This window comes from Pseudomonas sp. HMSC076A11, from assembly GCF_001810205.1.
GTDB classification, from domain to species: Bacteria; Pseudomonadota; Gammaproteobacteria; order Pseudomonadales; family Pseudomonadaceae; genus Pseudomonas; species Pseudomonas aeruginosa.
This window is the reverse complement of the sequence record NZ_KV800315.1, coordinates 252,281-267,156: the sequence shown is the minus strand read 5'-3', so window position 1 is coordinate 267,156 and position 14,876 is coordinate 252,281. Positions and strand designations below refer to the sequence as shown.

Below are 14,876 nucleotides of genomic sequence, written 5' to 3'. Positions count from 1 at the left end.
GGCGGCCAGCGCCAGCGCATCGCCATCGCCCGGGCACTGGTGCTGAAACCGGCACTGATCCTGCTCGACGAACCGACCTCGGCGCTCGACCGCACCGTGCAGCGCCAGGTCGTGGAATTGCTGCGGCAACTGCAGGGCAAGTACAACCTCACCTACCTGTTCATCAGCCACGACCTGGCGGTGGTCAAGGCGCTCAGCCACCAGCTGATGGTGGTTCGACATGGCAAGGTGGTGGAACAGGGCAGCGCCGAAGCGGTTTTCGCCTCGCCGCAACATCCCTATACGCAGCAATTGCTGGAGGCTGCCTTCATGGCCCCGGCAAGCGCGGAAAACTGAGTAGCAGACAAGGAACGGACCATGGGATTTCTCACAGGAAAACGCGCCCTGATCGTCGGAGTCGCCAGCAAGCTCTCCATCGCTTCCGGCATCGCCGCCGCCATGCACCGGGAAGGCGCCGAACTGGCCTTCACCTACCAGAACGACAAGCTCAGGGGCCGGGTGGAGGAGTTCGCCAGTGGCTGGGGCTCGCGGCCGGAGCTGTGCTTCCCCTGTGACGTGGCCGACGACAGCCAGATCGAAGCGGTGTTCGCCGCCCTGGGCAAGCACTGGGACGGCCTGGACATCATCGTCCACTCCGTCGGATTCGCTCCAGGCGATCAGCTCGACGGCGACTTCACCGCGGTGACCACCCGCGAGGGCTTCCGCATCGCCCACGACATCAGCGCCTACAGCTTCATCGCCCTGGCCAAGGCCGGACGGGAAATGATGAAGGGCCGCAACGGCAGCCTGCTGACCCTCTCCTACCTGGGCGCCGAACGGACCATGCCGAACTACAACGTAATGGGCATGGCCAAGGCCAGCCTGGAGGCCGGGGTCCGCTACCTGGCCGGCAGCCTGGGCGCGGAAGGCACCCGGGTCAATGCGGTTTCCGCCGGGCCGATCCGAACGCTCGCCGCCTCCGGGATCAAGAGTTTCCGCAAGATGCTGGCCGCCAACGAGCGGCAGACGCCGCTGCGGCGCAACGTCACCATCGAGGAAGTCGGCAATGCCGGCGCCTTCCTCTGTTCAGACCTGGCCAGCGGTATCAGTGGCGAGATCCTCTACGTCGATGGCGGCTTCAACACTACCGCCATGGGCCCGCTGGACGACGACTGATCACCCCGCCCATGAAAAATGGCCGCTTCGAGCGGCCATTTTTCATGGGCGGAATAAAGAAAAGGCCGCGTAAGCGGCCTTTTCTCTGCATCTAGGTCTCAGTATTTCTCGACTTCCGCCTTGTCCTGCAACTGACGGCGGAAGGCGGCGAAGTCTGCCTGTCCGCTGCGCGAAGCCAGGAAGCGGCGGTACATGGCCTTCTCGTCGTCGGAGATAGCCTCCTCCGGCTCGCTGACGCCATTCAGGCGGATCACCACGTAATCGCCATTGGCCAGGGTCACGCCAGAGAGCGAAGGCTTGTCCTTGGCCTCCGGACGCTGCATGCGGAACACCGCCTGGAGCAGTTTCGGATCGACGCCTTCCTGGCCGCGGGAGGCCGCCTCGACCACTTTCCACGACTCACCCGCTGCGGAAGAGGTACGGCCTTCACGCAGCTCTGCAATCAGGGCCTCGCCACGCTTCTGCGCCTCCTCGGCGGCCTTTTCGGCGGCCAGGCGCTCGCGGATGTTTGCCGCGACCTGCTCCAGCGGTTGCTCCTTCGGCTTGTTGTGTTCCTTGACCCGCAGCACCACCACGGTGTCCGGATCCAGCTCGATGGCGCCACTGTTGGCCGCTTCTTCCAGCACCTCGGGGCTGAACGCGGTCTGCACGATCTGGCGGTTGGCAGCGATGCCGTCGCCCCCCGAACGTCCGAACGGCTGGCTGGTCTGGACCTTCAGGCCCATTTCCTGCGCCGGCTGGCTCAGGTCGGCGGCTTCGTAGGCGGAGCTTTCCAGGTCCTTGGTAGCCTCGACGAAACGCTGCTCGACCATCTGCTTCTTCAGTTCGTCCTCGAGCTTCGGCTTGAGGCTTTCCAGGCTCGGTACTTCCGGCGCCTGCACGCCCAGCAGCTTGATCAGGTGGTAGCCGTACGGAGTCTTCACCGGGGCGGATACCTCACCTTGCTTCAGCGCATACAGCGCCTCCTCGAACGCGGGGTCGTACACGCCGCGACCGGCGTAGCCCAGGTCGCCGCCGGTGGCGGCCGAGCCGATATCCTGGGAGAACTCCTTGGCCAGCGCGGCGAAATCCTCGCCCTTGGCCAGGCGAGCCTTGATCTCGTCGATCTTCGCCTTGGCCTGCTCGTCGCCGACCTTGTCGTTCACCTCGATCAGGATGTGTGCGGCATCGCGCTGCTCGGAGAGGTTGGCGATTTCCTTCTGGTACAACGCCTCGAGGTCTTCCTGCTTCACCTTGACCTGGTCGAAGAAGGAGGACTTCTTCAGTTCCACGTATTCGACGACCACCTGCTCGGGAGTCATGAACTCGCTCTTGTGGCCTTCGTAGAAGGCCTTCACCTCGTCCTCGCTCACGCTGCTCTTGGAGGCGTCGGCCTTGATCGCCAGGGTGGCGAAGTCGCGGGTCTGCTTCTCGAGGCGAGCGAAGGACTGCAATTCGTTGTCGGTGACGAAACCGGTGCCCGCCAGGCCGGCGCGAAGCTGGCCGATGAGCATTTCCTGGCCGAGCATCTGGCGGAACTGCATGCGGCTGTAGTTCATCTGGCGGATGACCTGGTCGAAGCGATCCGCGTTGAACTTGCCGTCGACCTGGAACTCGGGAGTTTGCAGGATCAACTGGTCCAGCGCCTGGTCGGAGAAAGCGAACTTGTCGTCCTTGGCGGCCTGGAGCAGCAGGGTACGCTCGATCAGCCCCTTCAGGGCCGCTTCCTTGAGCAGCTTGTCATCCAGCATGGACGGATCGAAATCCTTGCCCAGGCGTTGCAGCAGCTGGCGACGCTGCATGTCCACGGCCTGTTGGACTTCATTGAGACTGATATCGTCGCCGTTGACCTTGGCGGCCACGTTGGAGTGGTCGGTGGCCCGGATGATCGCGTCGAAGCCGGTCAGCGACAGGAGAACGATGATCACGCCAATGATGGTCTTGGCGATCCAGCCCTGGGAATTATCCCTGATGTTCTGCAGCATGCAGCCCCCAAAAACTGCCACGACCAGCCGTCTTGGGCGGCGCGGCGTGGGTAAGAGATGCGGATATAAGAAAGGCGCATCCGAGGATGCGCCTTCTCGTAACTGGCGGAGCGGACGGGACTCGAACCCGCGACCCCCGGCGTGACAGGCCGGTATTCTAACCGACTGAACTACCGCTCCGCAGCCAGGCCAGCCTTGGCCGACCTGGGTAGAACGAGTCCCAAAAGACGCTTAGTTGACAGCATCCTTCAGGGCTTTACCGGCTTTGAAGCCCGGGATCTTGGCAGCGGCGATCTTGATCGGCTTGCCAGTTTGCGGGTTGCGACCGGTGCGAGCAGCGCGCTCTTTGACAGCGAAGGTGCCGAAACCAACCAGCACGACGGAGTCACCAGCCTTCAGGGCGCCAGTGACGGACTCGATCACTGCGTCCAGTGCGCGACCGGCAACAGCTTTCGGGATATCAGCAGATGCGGCAATTGCATCGATCAGTTCCGACTTGTTCACTCTAAGTCCCCTTATTTCTGTTGAGTATGTTTCTATGTGTTAGGTGTAAGGAAATTCTGCGCTGGTAGGCCAACTGACTCAGCAAGTGCCGCTTTATAACAAGGGCCCAAAAACAGTGTCAAGAATACCTACCGACTAATGCGTGCTAATTCGCTCCTTGGAATCAGGCTCGCGTTTTTCATCCTTTGCAACCATCTCCGGAGCCGCATCGGGCAAGGGCTCCGGGGCGTATTGCAGCGCAATTTGCAGGACTTCGTCAATCCATTTAACCGGTTTAATAACCAGATCACTCTTAATATTGTCCGGAATTTCCTTCAGGTCGCGAACATTTTCCTCGGGAATGATCACCGTCTTGATCCCGCCGCGGTGCGCCGCCAAAAGTTTTTCTTTCAGCCCGCCGATCGCCAGCACCTGCCCACGCAGGGTGATCTCCCCGGTCATTGCCACGTCGGCGCGCACCGGGATCTGCGTGATCGCCGAAACCAGCGCCGTGCACATGCCGATGCCTGCGCTCGGGCCATCCTTCGGCGTAGCGCCTTCCGGAACGTGGATATGGATGTCACGCTTCTCGTGGAAGTCCGCCGCGATTCCTAGGCTCTGGGCGCGGCTGCGCACCACGGTCAACGCCGCGGTGATCGATTCCGCCATCACGTCACCCAGCGATCCGGTCTTGGTCAACTGGCCCTTGCCCGGTACCACGGCCGCCTCGATGGTAAGCAGCTCGCCGCCGACCTGGGTCCAGGCCAGCCCGGTCACCTGGCCGATCTGGTCCTGCTGTTCGGCGAGGCCATAACGGAACTTGCGCACGCCGAGGTAGTTCTCCAGCGTCTCGCTGGACACCACCGCCTGGATACGCTTGAGCTTGGCATGCTCCTTCACCGCCTTGCGGCAGACCTTGGCGATCTGCCGCTCGAGGCTGCGCACCCCGGCTTCGCGGGTGTAGTAGCGAATGATGTCGCGCAGGGCGCCTTCCTCGAAGGTCAGCTCGCCCTTCTTCAGGCCGTTGGCCTGGACCTGCTTCGGAATCAGGTACTTGGCGGCGATATTGACCTTCTCGTCCTCGGTGTAGCCCGGCAGGCGGATGACTTCCATCCGATCCAGCAGGGGCGCCGGGATGTTCATCGAGTTCGCGGTGCAGAGGAACATCACGTCGGACAGGTCGTAGTCGACTTCCAGGTAGTGATCGTTGAAGTTGTGGTTCTGCTCCGGGTCGAGCACCTCGAGCAGCGCCGAGGCGGGATCCCCGCGCATGTCGCTGCCCATCTTGTCGATTTCGTCGAGGAGGAACAGCGGGTTGCGCACGCCGACCTTGGTCATCTTCTGGATCAGGCGGCCCGGCATGGAGCCGATATAGGTACGACGGTGACCGCGGATCTCGGCCTCGTCACGCACGCCGCCGAGCGCCATGCGCACGAACTTGCGATTGGTGGCGCGGGCGATGGATTCGGCCAGGGAGGTCTTGCCCACGCCGGGCGGTCCCACCAGGCAAAGGACCGGGCCCTTGAGCTTCTTCACCCGCTTTTGCACGGCGAGATACTCGAGAATGCGCTCCTTGACCTCTTCCAGGCCATAATGGTCGGCATCGAGGATGTCTTCCGCCTTGGCGAGATCATGGCGCACCTTGCTCTCGGCCTTCCACGGCACGTTCAGCAGCCAGTCTATGTAGGAACGCACCACGGTGGCTTCCGCCGACATCGGCGACATCTGCTTGAGCTTGTTCAGCTCGGCAGTGGCCTTGGTGTGCGCCTCCTTGGTCAGGCCGGCAGCGTCGATGCGCTTCTTCAGCTCCTCGACTTCGTTGTGCCCTTCGTCGATATCGCCGAGTTCCTTCTGAATGGCCTTCATCTGCTCATTCAGGTAGTACTCGCGCTGGCTGCGCTCCATCTGCTTCTTGACCCGGCCGCGGATACGCTTTTCCACCTGCAGCAGGTCGATCTCGGCATCCAGCAGCGCCAGGACATGCTCGACCCGCGACGACAGGTCGGTGATCTCCAGGATGTCCTGCTTCTGCTCGATCTTCAGCGCCATGTGCGCGGCCATGGTATCGACCAGCCTGCTCGGCTCGTCGATGCTGTTCAGCGAGGAAAGCACCTCGGCGGGGACTTTCTTGCCCAACTGGACGTATTGCTCGAACTGGCTCAGCAGGCTGCGAGTGAAGACCTCGGCCTCGCGCTCGCCGACATTGGCGTCGTCGATGGCCTGGACCGCGGCACGAATGTGCCCTTCTTCCTCGATGAAGCGCTCGACCTGGCCGCGCTGCTCGCCTTCGACCAGCACCTTGACGGTGCCATCCGGCAGCTTGAGCAACTGCAGCACGGTAGCGACCGTACCCATGCGGTACAGGCCATCTTCGCCCGGATCATCGTCCGCGGGGTTTTTCTGCGCCAGCAGGAGGATTTGCTTGTCGCCGGTCATCGCTGCCTCCAGGGCCTCGATGGACTTTTCCCGACCGACGAACAACGGGATGACCATGTGCGGGTACACCACCACGTCACGTAGCGGCAGCAAGGGCAATTCGACGAGTGTTTTCATAATGTCGGCTCTACAGCGGCACTTGGCCACGAAACAGATAGGAAGACCTTTCAGCCTAAGATGGGGTTAGGCCCGGGAAAAAACAAGCGTGCCAGTCGGAAAAGAAAAGGGGCCCGAAGGCCCCTGCTCTTTCATGCCTCAGGCGCAGCCTTGGCTGGCTTTTCGCTGTTCTCGTAGATCATCAGGGGTTGCGACGAGCCATCGATGACACTCTCATCGATGACCACCTTGCTGACATCCTGCTGGGAGGGAATCTCGTACATGGTATCGAGAAGGATACCTTCGAGAATTGAACGCAAGCCACGTGCACCGGTCTTGCGTTCGAGCGCCTTGCGGGCAACCGCCTTGAGTGCGTCCGGACGGAATTCGAGATCGACGCCTTCCATTTCGAACAGCTTGGCGTACTGCTTGGTGAGAGCGTTCTTCGGCTCGGTCAGGATCTGCATGAGCGCAGCCTCGTCGAGCTCATCAAGAGTCGCGATCACCGGCAAACGCCCTACAAACTCGGGAATAAGACCGAACTTGACGAGATCTTCCGGTTCGACTTCCTTGAACGCCTCGCCGACCTTCTTGCCCATCTCCTGACTGCGCACTTCGGCATTGAAACCGATGCCGCCGCGCGCGGAACGGTTCTGGATGACCCGCTCCAGACCGGCGAAAGCGCCGCCGCAGATGAACAGGATGTTGCGCGTATCGACCTGCAGGAACTCCTGCTGCGGATGCTTGCGACCGCCCTGCGGCGGTACCGAGGCAACGGTGCCCTCGATGAGCTTCAGCAGGGCCTGCTGCACACCCTCGCCGGAAACGTCGCGAGTGATGGAGGGATTGTCCGATTTCCGGGAGATCTTGTCGATCTCGTCGATGTAGACGATGCCCATCTGGGCCTTCTCCACATCGTAATCGCACTTCTGCAAGAGCTTCTGGATGATGTTCTCGACATCCTCGCCCACGTAGCCCGCTTCCGTCAGCGTGGTCGCATCGGCGATGGTGAACGGCACGTTCAGCAGACGTGCGAGGGTCTCGGCCAGCAGGGTCTTGCCCGAGCCGGTTGGGCCGATCATCAGAATGTTGCTCTTGCCGAGCTCGATATCGTCCTTCTTGTCACGCTGGTTGAGGCGCTTGTAGTGGTTGTATACCGCTACCGCCAGAACCTTCTTGGCCCGCTCCTGCCCGATCACGTACTGATCGAGGATGGTGCGGATCTCTTTCGGCGCCGGAAGTTTGTGCCCACTACTTTCCGCCTGCGCTTCCTGCACCTCCTCGCGGATGATGTCATTGCACAGGTCGACACACTCGTCGCAGATAAAGACCGAGGGGCCGGCAATCAACTTGCGCACTTCGTGCTGGCTCTTGCCGCAGAAGGAGCAATACAGCAGCTTGCCGTTGTCCTCGCCGTTGCGGGTATCAGTCATTCGATCGATCCAATGGGTAGCTTCAAACACAAGATGAAGGCAATTGTGGGCATTTTCAAGCCCACGAGGCGGCCGAATGTCTCGACCGCCAGTATTGCGGAGCCTTAGACGGCCAGGTCGCGCTGGGTCATGACCTTGTCGATCAGGCCATACTTGACGGCTTCGTCACCGCTCATGAAGCGGTCACGATCGGTATCGCGGGCAATAACGTCCAGGGGCTGGCCGGTGTGGTGCGCCAGGATCTGGTTCAGACGCTCCTTGATGAAGAGGATTTCCTTGGCATGGATCTCGATATCCGAGGCCTGGCCCTGGAAACCGCCCAGCGGCTGGTGGATCATCATCCGCGAATGCGGCAGGCAGTAGCGCTTGCCGGCGGCACCGCCCGCAAGCAGCAGGGCACCCATGCTGCACGCCTGGCCGATACAGGTGGTCGAGACGTTGGGCTTGATGAACTGCATGGTGTCGTAGATGGACATCCCGGCAGTCACCGAACCACCCGGCGAGTTGATGTAGAGATGAATGTCCTTCTCGGGATTTTCAGCCTCCAGGAACAGCAACTGGGCAACCACCAGGTTGGCCATGTAGTCCTCGACCTGGCCGACCAGGAAGATGATCCGTTCCTTCAGCAGGCGCGAATAGATGTCGTAGGCTCGCTCGCCGCGGGCGGACTGCTCCACCACCATGGGCACCAGGCCACCGGCGGCCTGGATATCGGGAACGTGCGGAATAAAAGAGTTGCGAGACATGTCTTGCGATCACTCCCTAACAGATAGTGAAGCCTCAAAGACGCACAAGCCAGCACTAAGGCTGGCTTGTGGGATTCGAACGAGAGGAACGAATCAGGCCGCTTGCGGAGCTTCGGCCGGCTTGACCGCTTCTTCGTAGGATACCTGCTTATCGGTCACAGTGGCCTTTTGCAGGACAGTATCTACGACTTGTTCTTCCAGTACAACAGAACGGACTTCGTTCAGCTGGGGCTCGTTCTTGAAGTACCAGGCGACGACCTGCTCGGGCTCCTGGTAGGCCGAGGCCATTTCCTCGATCATTTCGCGAACGCGACCTTCGTCGGCCTTCAGCTCGTGCTGCTTGACCACTTCGGCGACGATCAGGCCCAGCACCACACGGCGCTTGGCCTGCTCTTCGAACAGCTCGGCCGGCAGTTGGTCAGGCTTGATGTTGCCACCGAACTGCTGGACGGCCTGCACGCGCAGACGGTTCACTTCGTTGCCGATCAGGGCCTTGGGCACTTCGATCGGGTTGGCCTGCAGCAGACCTTCCATGACCTGGTTCTTGACCTTGGACTTGATCGCCTGGCGCAGCTCGCGCTCCATGTTCTTCTGCACTTCGGCGCGGAAGCCATCGAGACCGGTTTCCTTCACGCCGAACAGAGCGAAGAACTCTTCGTTCAGTTCCGGCAGCTTGGGCTCGGCTACGCTATTGACGGTAACGGTGAACTCGGCAGCCTTGTTGGCCAGGTCCAGGTTCTGGTAGTCCTCGGGGAAGGTCAGGTTGAGCACACGCTCTTCACCGGCCTTCGCCCCCACCAGCCCTTCTTCGAAGCCGGCGATCATGCGACCGGAGCCCAGTACCAGCAGGGTGCCTTTGGCGGAACCGCCGGCGAAGGCTTCGCCGTCGATCTTGCCGACGAAGTCGATGTTCAACTGGTCATCGTTCTGGGCGGCACGCTCGACTACTTCGAAACGGGTGTTCTGCTTGCGCAGGACGTCGAGCATATTGTCGACATCAGCATCGGAAACTTCGGCCTGCAGGCGCTCGACCTTGATGTCTTCCAGGCCGGAAACGGTAAATTCCGGGAAGACTTCGAAGGTTGCGATGTATTCCAGGTCCTTGCCTTTCTCGAAGGACTTGGGCTCTACCGACGGCGAACCGGCCGGATTCAGCTTCTGCTCGACCACGGCTTCGTAGAAGGTTTCCTGGATCAGATCGCCCATGGCTTCCTGGCGCGCGGAAGCTTCGTAGCGCTGACGAATGACACTCATCGGCACCTTGCCGGGGCGGAAACCTGGAATCTTGGCACGACGGGCGGTCTGCTGCAGACGCTTGTTGACTTCGGTCTCGATACGCTCGGCAGGCACACCAACGGTCATGCGGCGCTCAAGAGCGGAAGTGCTTTCAACAGAAACTTGCATGGATATTCCTCGTTGCACAGACGTAAGCCGGTCCTTCCGGCTCCCAGAATCAAGGGCATGCATTCTAGTAGAGGGAAAAGCAGAAGTCACCCCGCCAGGGTGCAGGCGGATCCCCGGGGTGTTTCCGGCCGCTTCCGCCGATCGCAGCCCGATCTCGAACGAGTCGCTGGAGCTTCGCCGGAAGCGGGCGCATATAATGCCAGCCGATTCCGCTCCGACCGATGAAACCCTATGGACTGCCCTACCCTCAGCAAGGTATTGCTCGTCGAAGACGACCAGAAGCTCGCCCGCCTGATCGCCAGTTTCCTTTCCCAGCATGGTTTCGAAGTGCGCCAGGTGCATCGCGGTGATGCCGCGTTCGCCGCCTTCCTCGACTTCAAGCCGCAAGTGGTGGTTCTCGACCTCATGCTCCCCGGACAGAATGGTCTGCAGGTGTGCCGGGAGATCCGCCGGGTCGCGAACCTGCCGATCCTCATACTCACCGCCCAGGAGGACGATCTCGATCACATCCTCGGCCTGGAGTCCGGCGCCGACGACTACGTGATCAAGCCGATCGAGCCACCGGTGCTGCTCGCCCGCCTGCGCGCCCTGATGCGCCGGCACGCGCCCCTTCCCGCGTCCCCGGAAAGCCTGACATTCGGCAAGCTGAACATCGACCGACGGCGGCGCGAAGCGGAACTCGAAGGCCTCGGCATCGAACTGACCACGATGGAGTTCGAGCTGCTCTGGCTGCTGGCCAGCCAGGCAGGGGAAATACTTTCCCGCGACGAGATCCTCAACCAGATCCGCGGCATCGGTTTCGACGGCCTGAACCGCAGCGTCGACGTCTGCATCAGCAAGCTGCGCAATAAACTGAAGGACAATCCGCGCGAGCCGGTCCGAATCAAGACTGTCTGGGGCAAGGGCTACCTGTTCAACCCGCTGGGCTGGGAGCTCTGAATGCTGCGCCTGTTCCTGCGCCTCTACCTGCTGCTGGCCCTGGGGTTCGCCGCCGCGATCTTCGTGGTCGACCATGTCATCGACGCGTTCTACGACAGCATCGTCGAGAACTATCACCGCGACGCCGTTCGCGGCCAGGCCTATTCGCTGGTGGAAAAGCTGGCCCCGCTGGACCAGGCCGGACGCCAGCGACAGCTCGAAGACTGGCGTCCCCACTACGGGCTCGAGCTGAGCCTGACGGATGCCAGGCAGGCGAAGCTGACGCAGGAAGAGCAGGCCCTCCTCGACAAGAACCTGCTGGTGGTACGCGAGGACTTCACGGAATTCATCAGCCGCATCGACGCGGGCCCGCAACTGCTCGACATCAAGCTGCCGCCGGAACCCTCGCTGACCCCACTATTCACCGTGCTGGCCTACATCCTGCTCGGCGTGCTGGTCGGCATCGCCCTGCTGGTATGGGTCCGCCCGCACTGGCGCGACCTCGAGACCCTGCGCCTGGCCGCGCAACGCTTCGGCGACGGCGACCTGTCATCGCGCACGCGCATTTTCCGACGCTCCGACATCCGCACCCTGGCCCAGCACTTCAACCAGATGGCCGACCGCATCGAAAGCCTGATCAGCAACCAGCGTGAACTGACCAACGCGGTATCCCACGAATTGCGCACGCCGATCTCCCGCCTGTCCTTCGAACTCGAGCAATTGAACAAGCAGGTCGACGCCGAAGTACGCCACGACCTGATAGAGGACATGCGCGCCGATCTCGGCGAACTGGAGGAAATGGTCTCCGAACTGCTGACCTACGCCCGCCTGGAGCACGGCAACGTCGGGAGCCACCGGGAAATCGTCGACGCCGCGAGCTGGCTGGATAGCGTCGTCGCCGACGTCGCCCTGGAAGCCGAAGCCGCCGGAGTCACCTGCGAGATCAGCGCCTGCCAGGTCGAACAGATCCGCATCGAGCCTCGCTTCATGGCGCGCGCAGTGATCAACCTGCTGCGCAACGCCATTCGCCACGCACACTCGCGCGTCGAAATCGCCCTCCTCGATCAAGGCGACAGCTGTCAGATACGGGTCAACGACGACGGCCCCGGGATACCGGCGGACGCCCGGCAGAAGATCTTCGAACCCTTTTCGCGCCTGGACGACAGCCGCGATCGCAGCACCGGCGGCTTCGGCCTGGGCCTGGCGATCGTCCGCCGGGTCGCGCAATGGCACGGCGGCTATGCGGAAGCGCTGGAAACGCCGCAGGGAGGCGCCTCCTTCCGCCTGACCTGGGAGCGACCCCGTTGACAGCGGAGGCTTAACAATCTTTCACAGATTGCTGACAAAGCCGTAAGGACTGCCAGCCAGGCCCGCCCTAGCATGGGACACCTCGCCTTTCCGCCAGGTGTTCCATGTTTCGTGCAATGCATCTTTCCCTTCTCGGCTGCCTGCTCGGCACCAGCGGCTGCCACGGACTGCCGCCCGCCCCGCCAGCGCCGAGCGCCGCCGTGGGCAACTACGGCGAGGTCATCGACTATCTGCAACGCCACATCCGCCGGGAAATGGAAAGGCAGGACGTGCCCGGCCTGGCCCTGGCATTGGTCGACGACCAGCAACTGGTCTGGGCCCGCGGTTTCGGCTATGCCGACCGACAGCACAGGATCAACGCCAGCGAGCACACCGCATTCCACGCCGGCGACCTGTCCAAGCTACTGATCGCCAGCGCGACCCTGCAACTGGCCGAACGCGGCCAACTCTCTCTCGACGCTCCGCTCCAGGACACCTTGCGCGAGTTCTACGTACGCTCACGCTTCCATGCCGACCAGAGCGAGGCGGATCGCGCGATCACTTTCCGCCGGCTGCTCAGCCATCAGTCCGGCCTTCCTGGCGAACACCTGCCGCCCCTGTTCGGCGAACGCCCGAACTCACTCGGCCAACTGCCGGCGAAAGTATCCGGTGTCTGGCTGAGCAATCCGCCGGGAACCCAGGTCGCCCATTCCAACCTTGGCTACGAACTGGTCGGCGCGGCCATCGAGCGCAACACCGGAAAGCACTTCGAGCAGCACATGCGCGAGCACCTGCTGGACCCTTTGCAGATGACTCGCTCCAGCTTCGCCAGGAACGCCCTGCCCCAGGCGCAACGCGCCCACGGCTACAGCGGCGGCGGTCGCCCCGGCTCCGCCAGCGACCTCCCGGTCAACGATCTGTGGAGCAGCCCGGTCGACCTCAGCCGCTTCGTCCGCATGCTGTTCGCCAACGGGCGCCACAAGGAGCGCCAGCTTCTCAGGAAACACTCCGTCGAGGAGATGTTCCGCCAGCAGAACGCCGGCAATGCCCTGGACTTCGACTGCCAGGTGGGCCTGGCCTGGTTCCTCAGCCCGTGCGGCTCCGCACCGCTGGAAGGAGGCATCCGTCACTATGAGTACGCCAGCGCCACCCCAGGATTCAGCGCCCATCTGATTCTGCTGCCGGAACAGCGCCTCGCCGCCATTGTCATGAGCAACGCCGATGACAGCGGGTCGCTCACTGCCTCCCTGGCCCGGCAAGCGGCGTCGCTCATGCTGCAGGTTAAACAGGGCGCTCGTCGCCCCGCCGTACAGCCCACCCCCGCGCGCGCCCCCGCACTGGAGGTGCCGAGCCCGGAGGACCGGCGACAGCTATACGGTCGCTACGCAACCCGCCAAGGCCAGATTCGCCTGTACGAGCGCAGGGGTCGCCTGTACGCGGATTTCGGCGAACAACGCGTGGAACTGTTGCGCGACACCTCGGGCTGGCTGCAGATGAGAAAAAGACTGCTGGGGTTCTGGCCTGTCGGCGTGGACAGCGCCGGACAGTTGCAACTGGACGTGGTCAGCTACGGCCAACGCCGAATCCTGGTGTCCCGCCGCCACGACCAGACCGCCTACCTCGGCGAGCGCATCGAGCCGACATCCCTGCCCCAGGCCTGGACCGAAGCCGTCGGCACCTACCGCGTCGCCAGCACGGGCCGGCACAGCTACCTGAACGGCCTGAGCATCAGGATCGAAGACGGCTTCCTGCTGGTGCGCGGGCAAGCCGGAGGAACCCGCTCCGGCGAGTTCATCCTGCAACCCATCGACAGCGCACACGCCGTCCTGGCCGGCAGCGGCCAGGGCCTGGGAGACACCTTCAGTCGCGACTTCGACGGTCTGAACGCGCTCGGCTACCGCTTCGCCCAGCAAGACACCAAGGCACGTCCCTGGCTGCAACGGAAGGAGTCCCCATGAGAAGCCCCTCCCTGTGCCTCGCCGGCACGCTCGCCAGCCTCTGCTCCGCCGCTGTCGCCGAAGAGTGGCATGACAGCATCGGCCCGAGCGCCCTGGTGGAATACCGTTTCTGAAACACACCGAGAGAGAATACGAACATGTTCACCGCCTTCGCCTTCCGCGGCCGCCAACCTTATACCGTTCGCCGGAACACAGCCCAGGGCGCGACCTTGCGCCCGAAACTGGCGAACCGGCCGGATGCGCCGGTTTCAGCCGGGAAGTCCTGAACTGCGGAGCGTCTACGGCCTCATTGGCAACGGATCACGCCGCTGGCGATTTCGTCGTCGATGGAGCGCAGCGCATCGGCATCCTGGTGCATCTGCTCGATCACCTCGAGCAGGCGCTGCGCCAGCTTCGGATCGTTCGCCCGCTCGACGGCGCGCATGACCTCGACCGCAGCCGATTCATGATTGTTCGCCATCTGCTTGAGAGCCTTGCGCAAGCGCTGCTCGGTCCATTTCATCGACATGTCGTTTCACCCAGACTGCATATACGGACCCGCCAGGAACGACAGGCTCGCTTAAGAGCGCCGGACCCGGAACAAGTTCAACCTGCCGTCGCGCCCATGAGGGCGGATTGGGTACCGGAAAGGCAAGCGGAGAAGAGATCGTGAAGCGCAAACGAAAACGCCAGGCACAAGGCCTGGCGCTTCGAAATATGGGGTGGACGATGGGAATCGAACCCACGACACCAGGAGCCACAATCCTGTGCTCTACCAACTGAGCTACGCCCACCATATTACGACTTGCGGTAAAACATCGCCTGCTTCTTGCCGATTCGCCGAATGGCGCACCCGGCAGGACTCGAACCTGCGACCATCCGCTTAGAAGGCGGATGCTCTATCCAGCTGAGCTACGGGCGCTTTATTCATCTGCATTCAATGCTGAGCGCAAACTTTAAGCTCTGGCAATCACAAAGTCAGCAACCGACTTGCTTTACCTCTTACCCTGCGTCCGG

At 62.3% G+C, this 14,876-nt stretch carries 12 protein-coding genes and 3 tRNA genes; 5 read left to right on the top strand and 10 right to left on the bottom strand.

Features of this window, described 5'->3' with window-relative positions:
- Window positions 1-336 (top strand): ATP-binding cassette domain-containing protein (locus HMPREF2716_RS21950; RefSeq protein ID WP_121177671.1); only part of this gene is annotated, 336 nt, incomplete at its 5' end.
- A 21-nt stretch (window positions 337-357) separates the two neighbouring features.
- Window positions 358-1,155, top strand: a complete 798-nt coding sequence (fabI, locus tag HMPREF2716_RS21945) for an enoyl-ACP reductase FabI (RefSeq protein WP_003087936.1) — start codon at window positions 358-360, stop codon at window positions 1,153-1,155.
- A gap of 98 nt (window positions 1,156-1,253) precedes the next feature.
- Here the strand turns inward: fabI and HMPREF2716_RS21940 are convergent, their stop codons facing one another.
- From HMPREF2716_RS21940 to tig, 7 genes are all read right to left on the bottom strand, one after another.
- Complete coding sequence (locus HMPREF2716_RS21940; protein WP_003087933.1) at window positions 1,254-3,119, bottom strand: SurA N-terminal domain-containing protein; 1,866 nt, start codon at window positions 3,117-3,119, stop codon at window positions 1,254-1,256.
- Window positions 3,120-3,222: 103 nt separating this feature from the next.
- Window positions 3,223-3,299, bottom strand: a tRNA-Asp gene (locus tag HMPREF2716_RS21935).
- A gap of 51 nt (window positions 3,300-3,350) precedes the next feature.
- Window positions 3,351-3,623, bottom strand: coding sequence for a nucleoid-associated protein HU-beta (hupB, locus tag HMPREF2716_RS21930; protein ID WP_003087931.1), 273 nt, complete (start codon window positions 3,621-3,623; stop codon window positions 3,351-3,353).
- Between the two features lie 135 nt (window positions 3,624-3,758).
- Window positions 3,759-6,155 carry an endopeptidase La gene (lon, locus tag HMPREF2716_RS21925; RefSeq protein WP_003087926.1) on the bottom strand — a complete coding sequence of 799 codons (2,397 nt, stop codon included), beginning with the start codon at window positions 6,153-6,155 and terminating at the stop codon, window positions 3,759-3,761.
- Between the two features lie 131 nt (window positions 6,156-6,286).
- Complete coding sequence (clpX, locus tag HMPREF2716_RS21920) at window positions 6,287-7,567, bottom strand: ATP-dependent Clp protease ATP-binding subunit ClpX (RefSeq protein WP_003087924.1); 1,281 nt, start codon at window positions 7,565-7,567, stop codon at window positions 6,287-6,289.
- A 104-nt stretch (window positions 7,568-7,671) separates the two neighbouring features.
- Entirely contained in the window at window positions 7,672-8,313 is a 642-nt protein-coding gene (clpP, locus tag HMPREF2716_RS21915) for an ATP-dependent Clp endopeptidase proteolytic subunit ClpP (RefSeq protein ID WP_003098129.1), read from the bottom strand.
- Window positions 8,314-8,406: 93 nt separating this feature from the next.
- A complete protein-coding gene (tig, locus tag HMPREF2716_RS21910; RefSeq protein ID WP_003087920.1) occupies window positions 8,407-9,717 on the bottom strand; it encodes a trigger factor in 1,311 nt (436 codons plus the stop codon).
- Window positions 9,718-9,948: 231 nt separating this feature from the next.
- On the opposite strand from tig, the gene parR reads away from it, so the two are divergent.
- The 3 genes from parR (at window position 9,949) to HMPREF2716_RS21895 (ending at window position 13,880) form a co-directional block, all read left to right on the top strand.
- Window positions 9,949-10,656, top strand: coding sequence for a response regulator transcription factor ParR (parR, locus tag HMPREF2716_RS21905; RefSeq protein ID WP_003098126.1), 708 nt, complete (start codon window positions 9,949-9,951; stop codon window positions 10,654-10,656).
- On the top strand, window positions 10,657-11,943 hold the full coding sequence (gene parS / locus HMPREF2716_RS21900; protein WP_003087912.1) for a sensor histidine kinase ParS: 1,287 nt from the start codon (window positions 10,657-10,659) through the stop codon (window positions 11,941-11,943).
- A gap of 104 nt (window positions 11,944-12,047) precedes the next feature.
- On the top strand, window positions 12,048-13,880 hold the full coding sequence (locus HMPREF2716_RS21895) for a serine hydrolase domain-containing protein (protein ID WP_010895584.1): 1,833 nt from the start codon (window positions 12,048-12,050) through the stop codon (window positions 13,878-13,880).
- A 286-nt stretch (window positions 13,881-14,166) separates the two neighbouring features.
- Here HMPREF2716_RS21895 and HMPREF2716_RS21890 read toward each other — a convergent pair whose 3' ends face one another.
- The 3 genes from HMPREF2716_RS21890 to HMPREF2716_RS21880 all read right to left on the bottom strand — a co-directional run bounded on the left by HMPREF2716_RS21890 (window position 14,167) and on the right by HMPREF2716_RS21880 (window position 14,781).
- On the bottom strand, window positions 14,167-14,388 hold the full coding sequence (locus tag HMPREF2716_RS21890) for a hypothetical protein (protein WP_003087901.1): 222 nt from the start codon (window positions 14,386-14,388) through the stop codon (window positions 14,167-14,169).
- A 189-nt stretch (window positions 14,389-14,577) separates the two neighbouring features.
- Window positions 14,578-14,653: transfer RNA gene (locus HMPREF2716_RS21885), tRNA-His, on the bottom strand.
- Window positions 14,654-14,704: 51 nt separating this feature from the next.
- A tRNA-Arg gene (locus tag HMPREF2716_RS21880) sits at window positions 14,705-14,781 on the bottom strand.
- Window positions 14,782-14,876: the final 95 nt, after the last annotated feature.

What these genes read in the sequence shown, in the direction of transcription:
- fabI (WP_003087936.1), top strand. Translation starts at nt 358, where the DNA reads ATGGGATTTCTCACAGGAAAACGCGCCCTGATCGTCGGAGTCGCCAGC.
- HMPREF2716_RS21940 (WP_003087933.1), bottom strand. Translation starts at nt 3,119, where the DNA reads ATGCTGCAGAACATCAGGGATAATTCCCAGGGCTGGATCGCCAAGACC.
- lon (WP_003087926.1), bottom strand. Translation starts at nt 6,155, where the DNA reads ATGAAAACACTCGTCGAATTGCCCTTGCTGCCGCTACGTGACGTGGTG.
- clpX (WP_003087924.1), bottom strand. Translation starts at nt 7,567, where the DNA reads ATGACTGATACCCGCAACGGCGAGGACAACGGCAAGCTGCTGTATTGC.
- clpP (WP_003098129.1), bottom strand. Translation starts at nt 8,313, where the DNA reads ATGTCTCGCAACTCTTTTATTCCGCACGTTCCCGATATCCAGGCCGCC.
- tig (WP_003087920.1), bottom strand. Translation starts at nt 9,717, where the DNA reads ATGCAAGTTTCTGTTGAAAGCACTTCCGCTCTTGAGCGCCGCATGACC.
- parR (WP_003098126.1), top strand. Translation starts at nt 9,949, where the DNA reads ATGGACTGCCCTACCCTCAGCAAGGTATTGCTCGTCGAAGACGACCAG.
- parS (WP_003087912.1), top strand. Translation starts at nt 10,657, where the DNA reads ATGCTGCGCCTGTTCCTGCGCCTCTACCTGCTGCTGGCCCTGGGGTTC.
- HMPREF2716_RS21895 (WP_010895584.1), top strand. Translation starts at nt 12,048, where the DNA reads ATGTTTCGTGCAATGCATCTTTCCCTTCTCGGCTGCCTGCTCGGCACC.
- HMPREF2716_RS21890 (WP_003087901.1), bottom strand. Translation starts at nt 14,388, where the DNA reads ATGTCGATGAAATGGACCGAGCAGCGCTTGCGCAAGGCTCTCAAGCAG.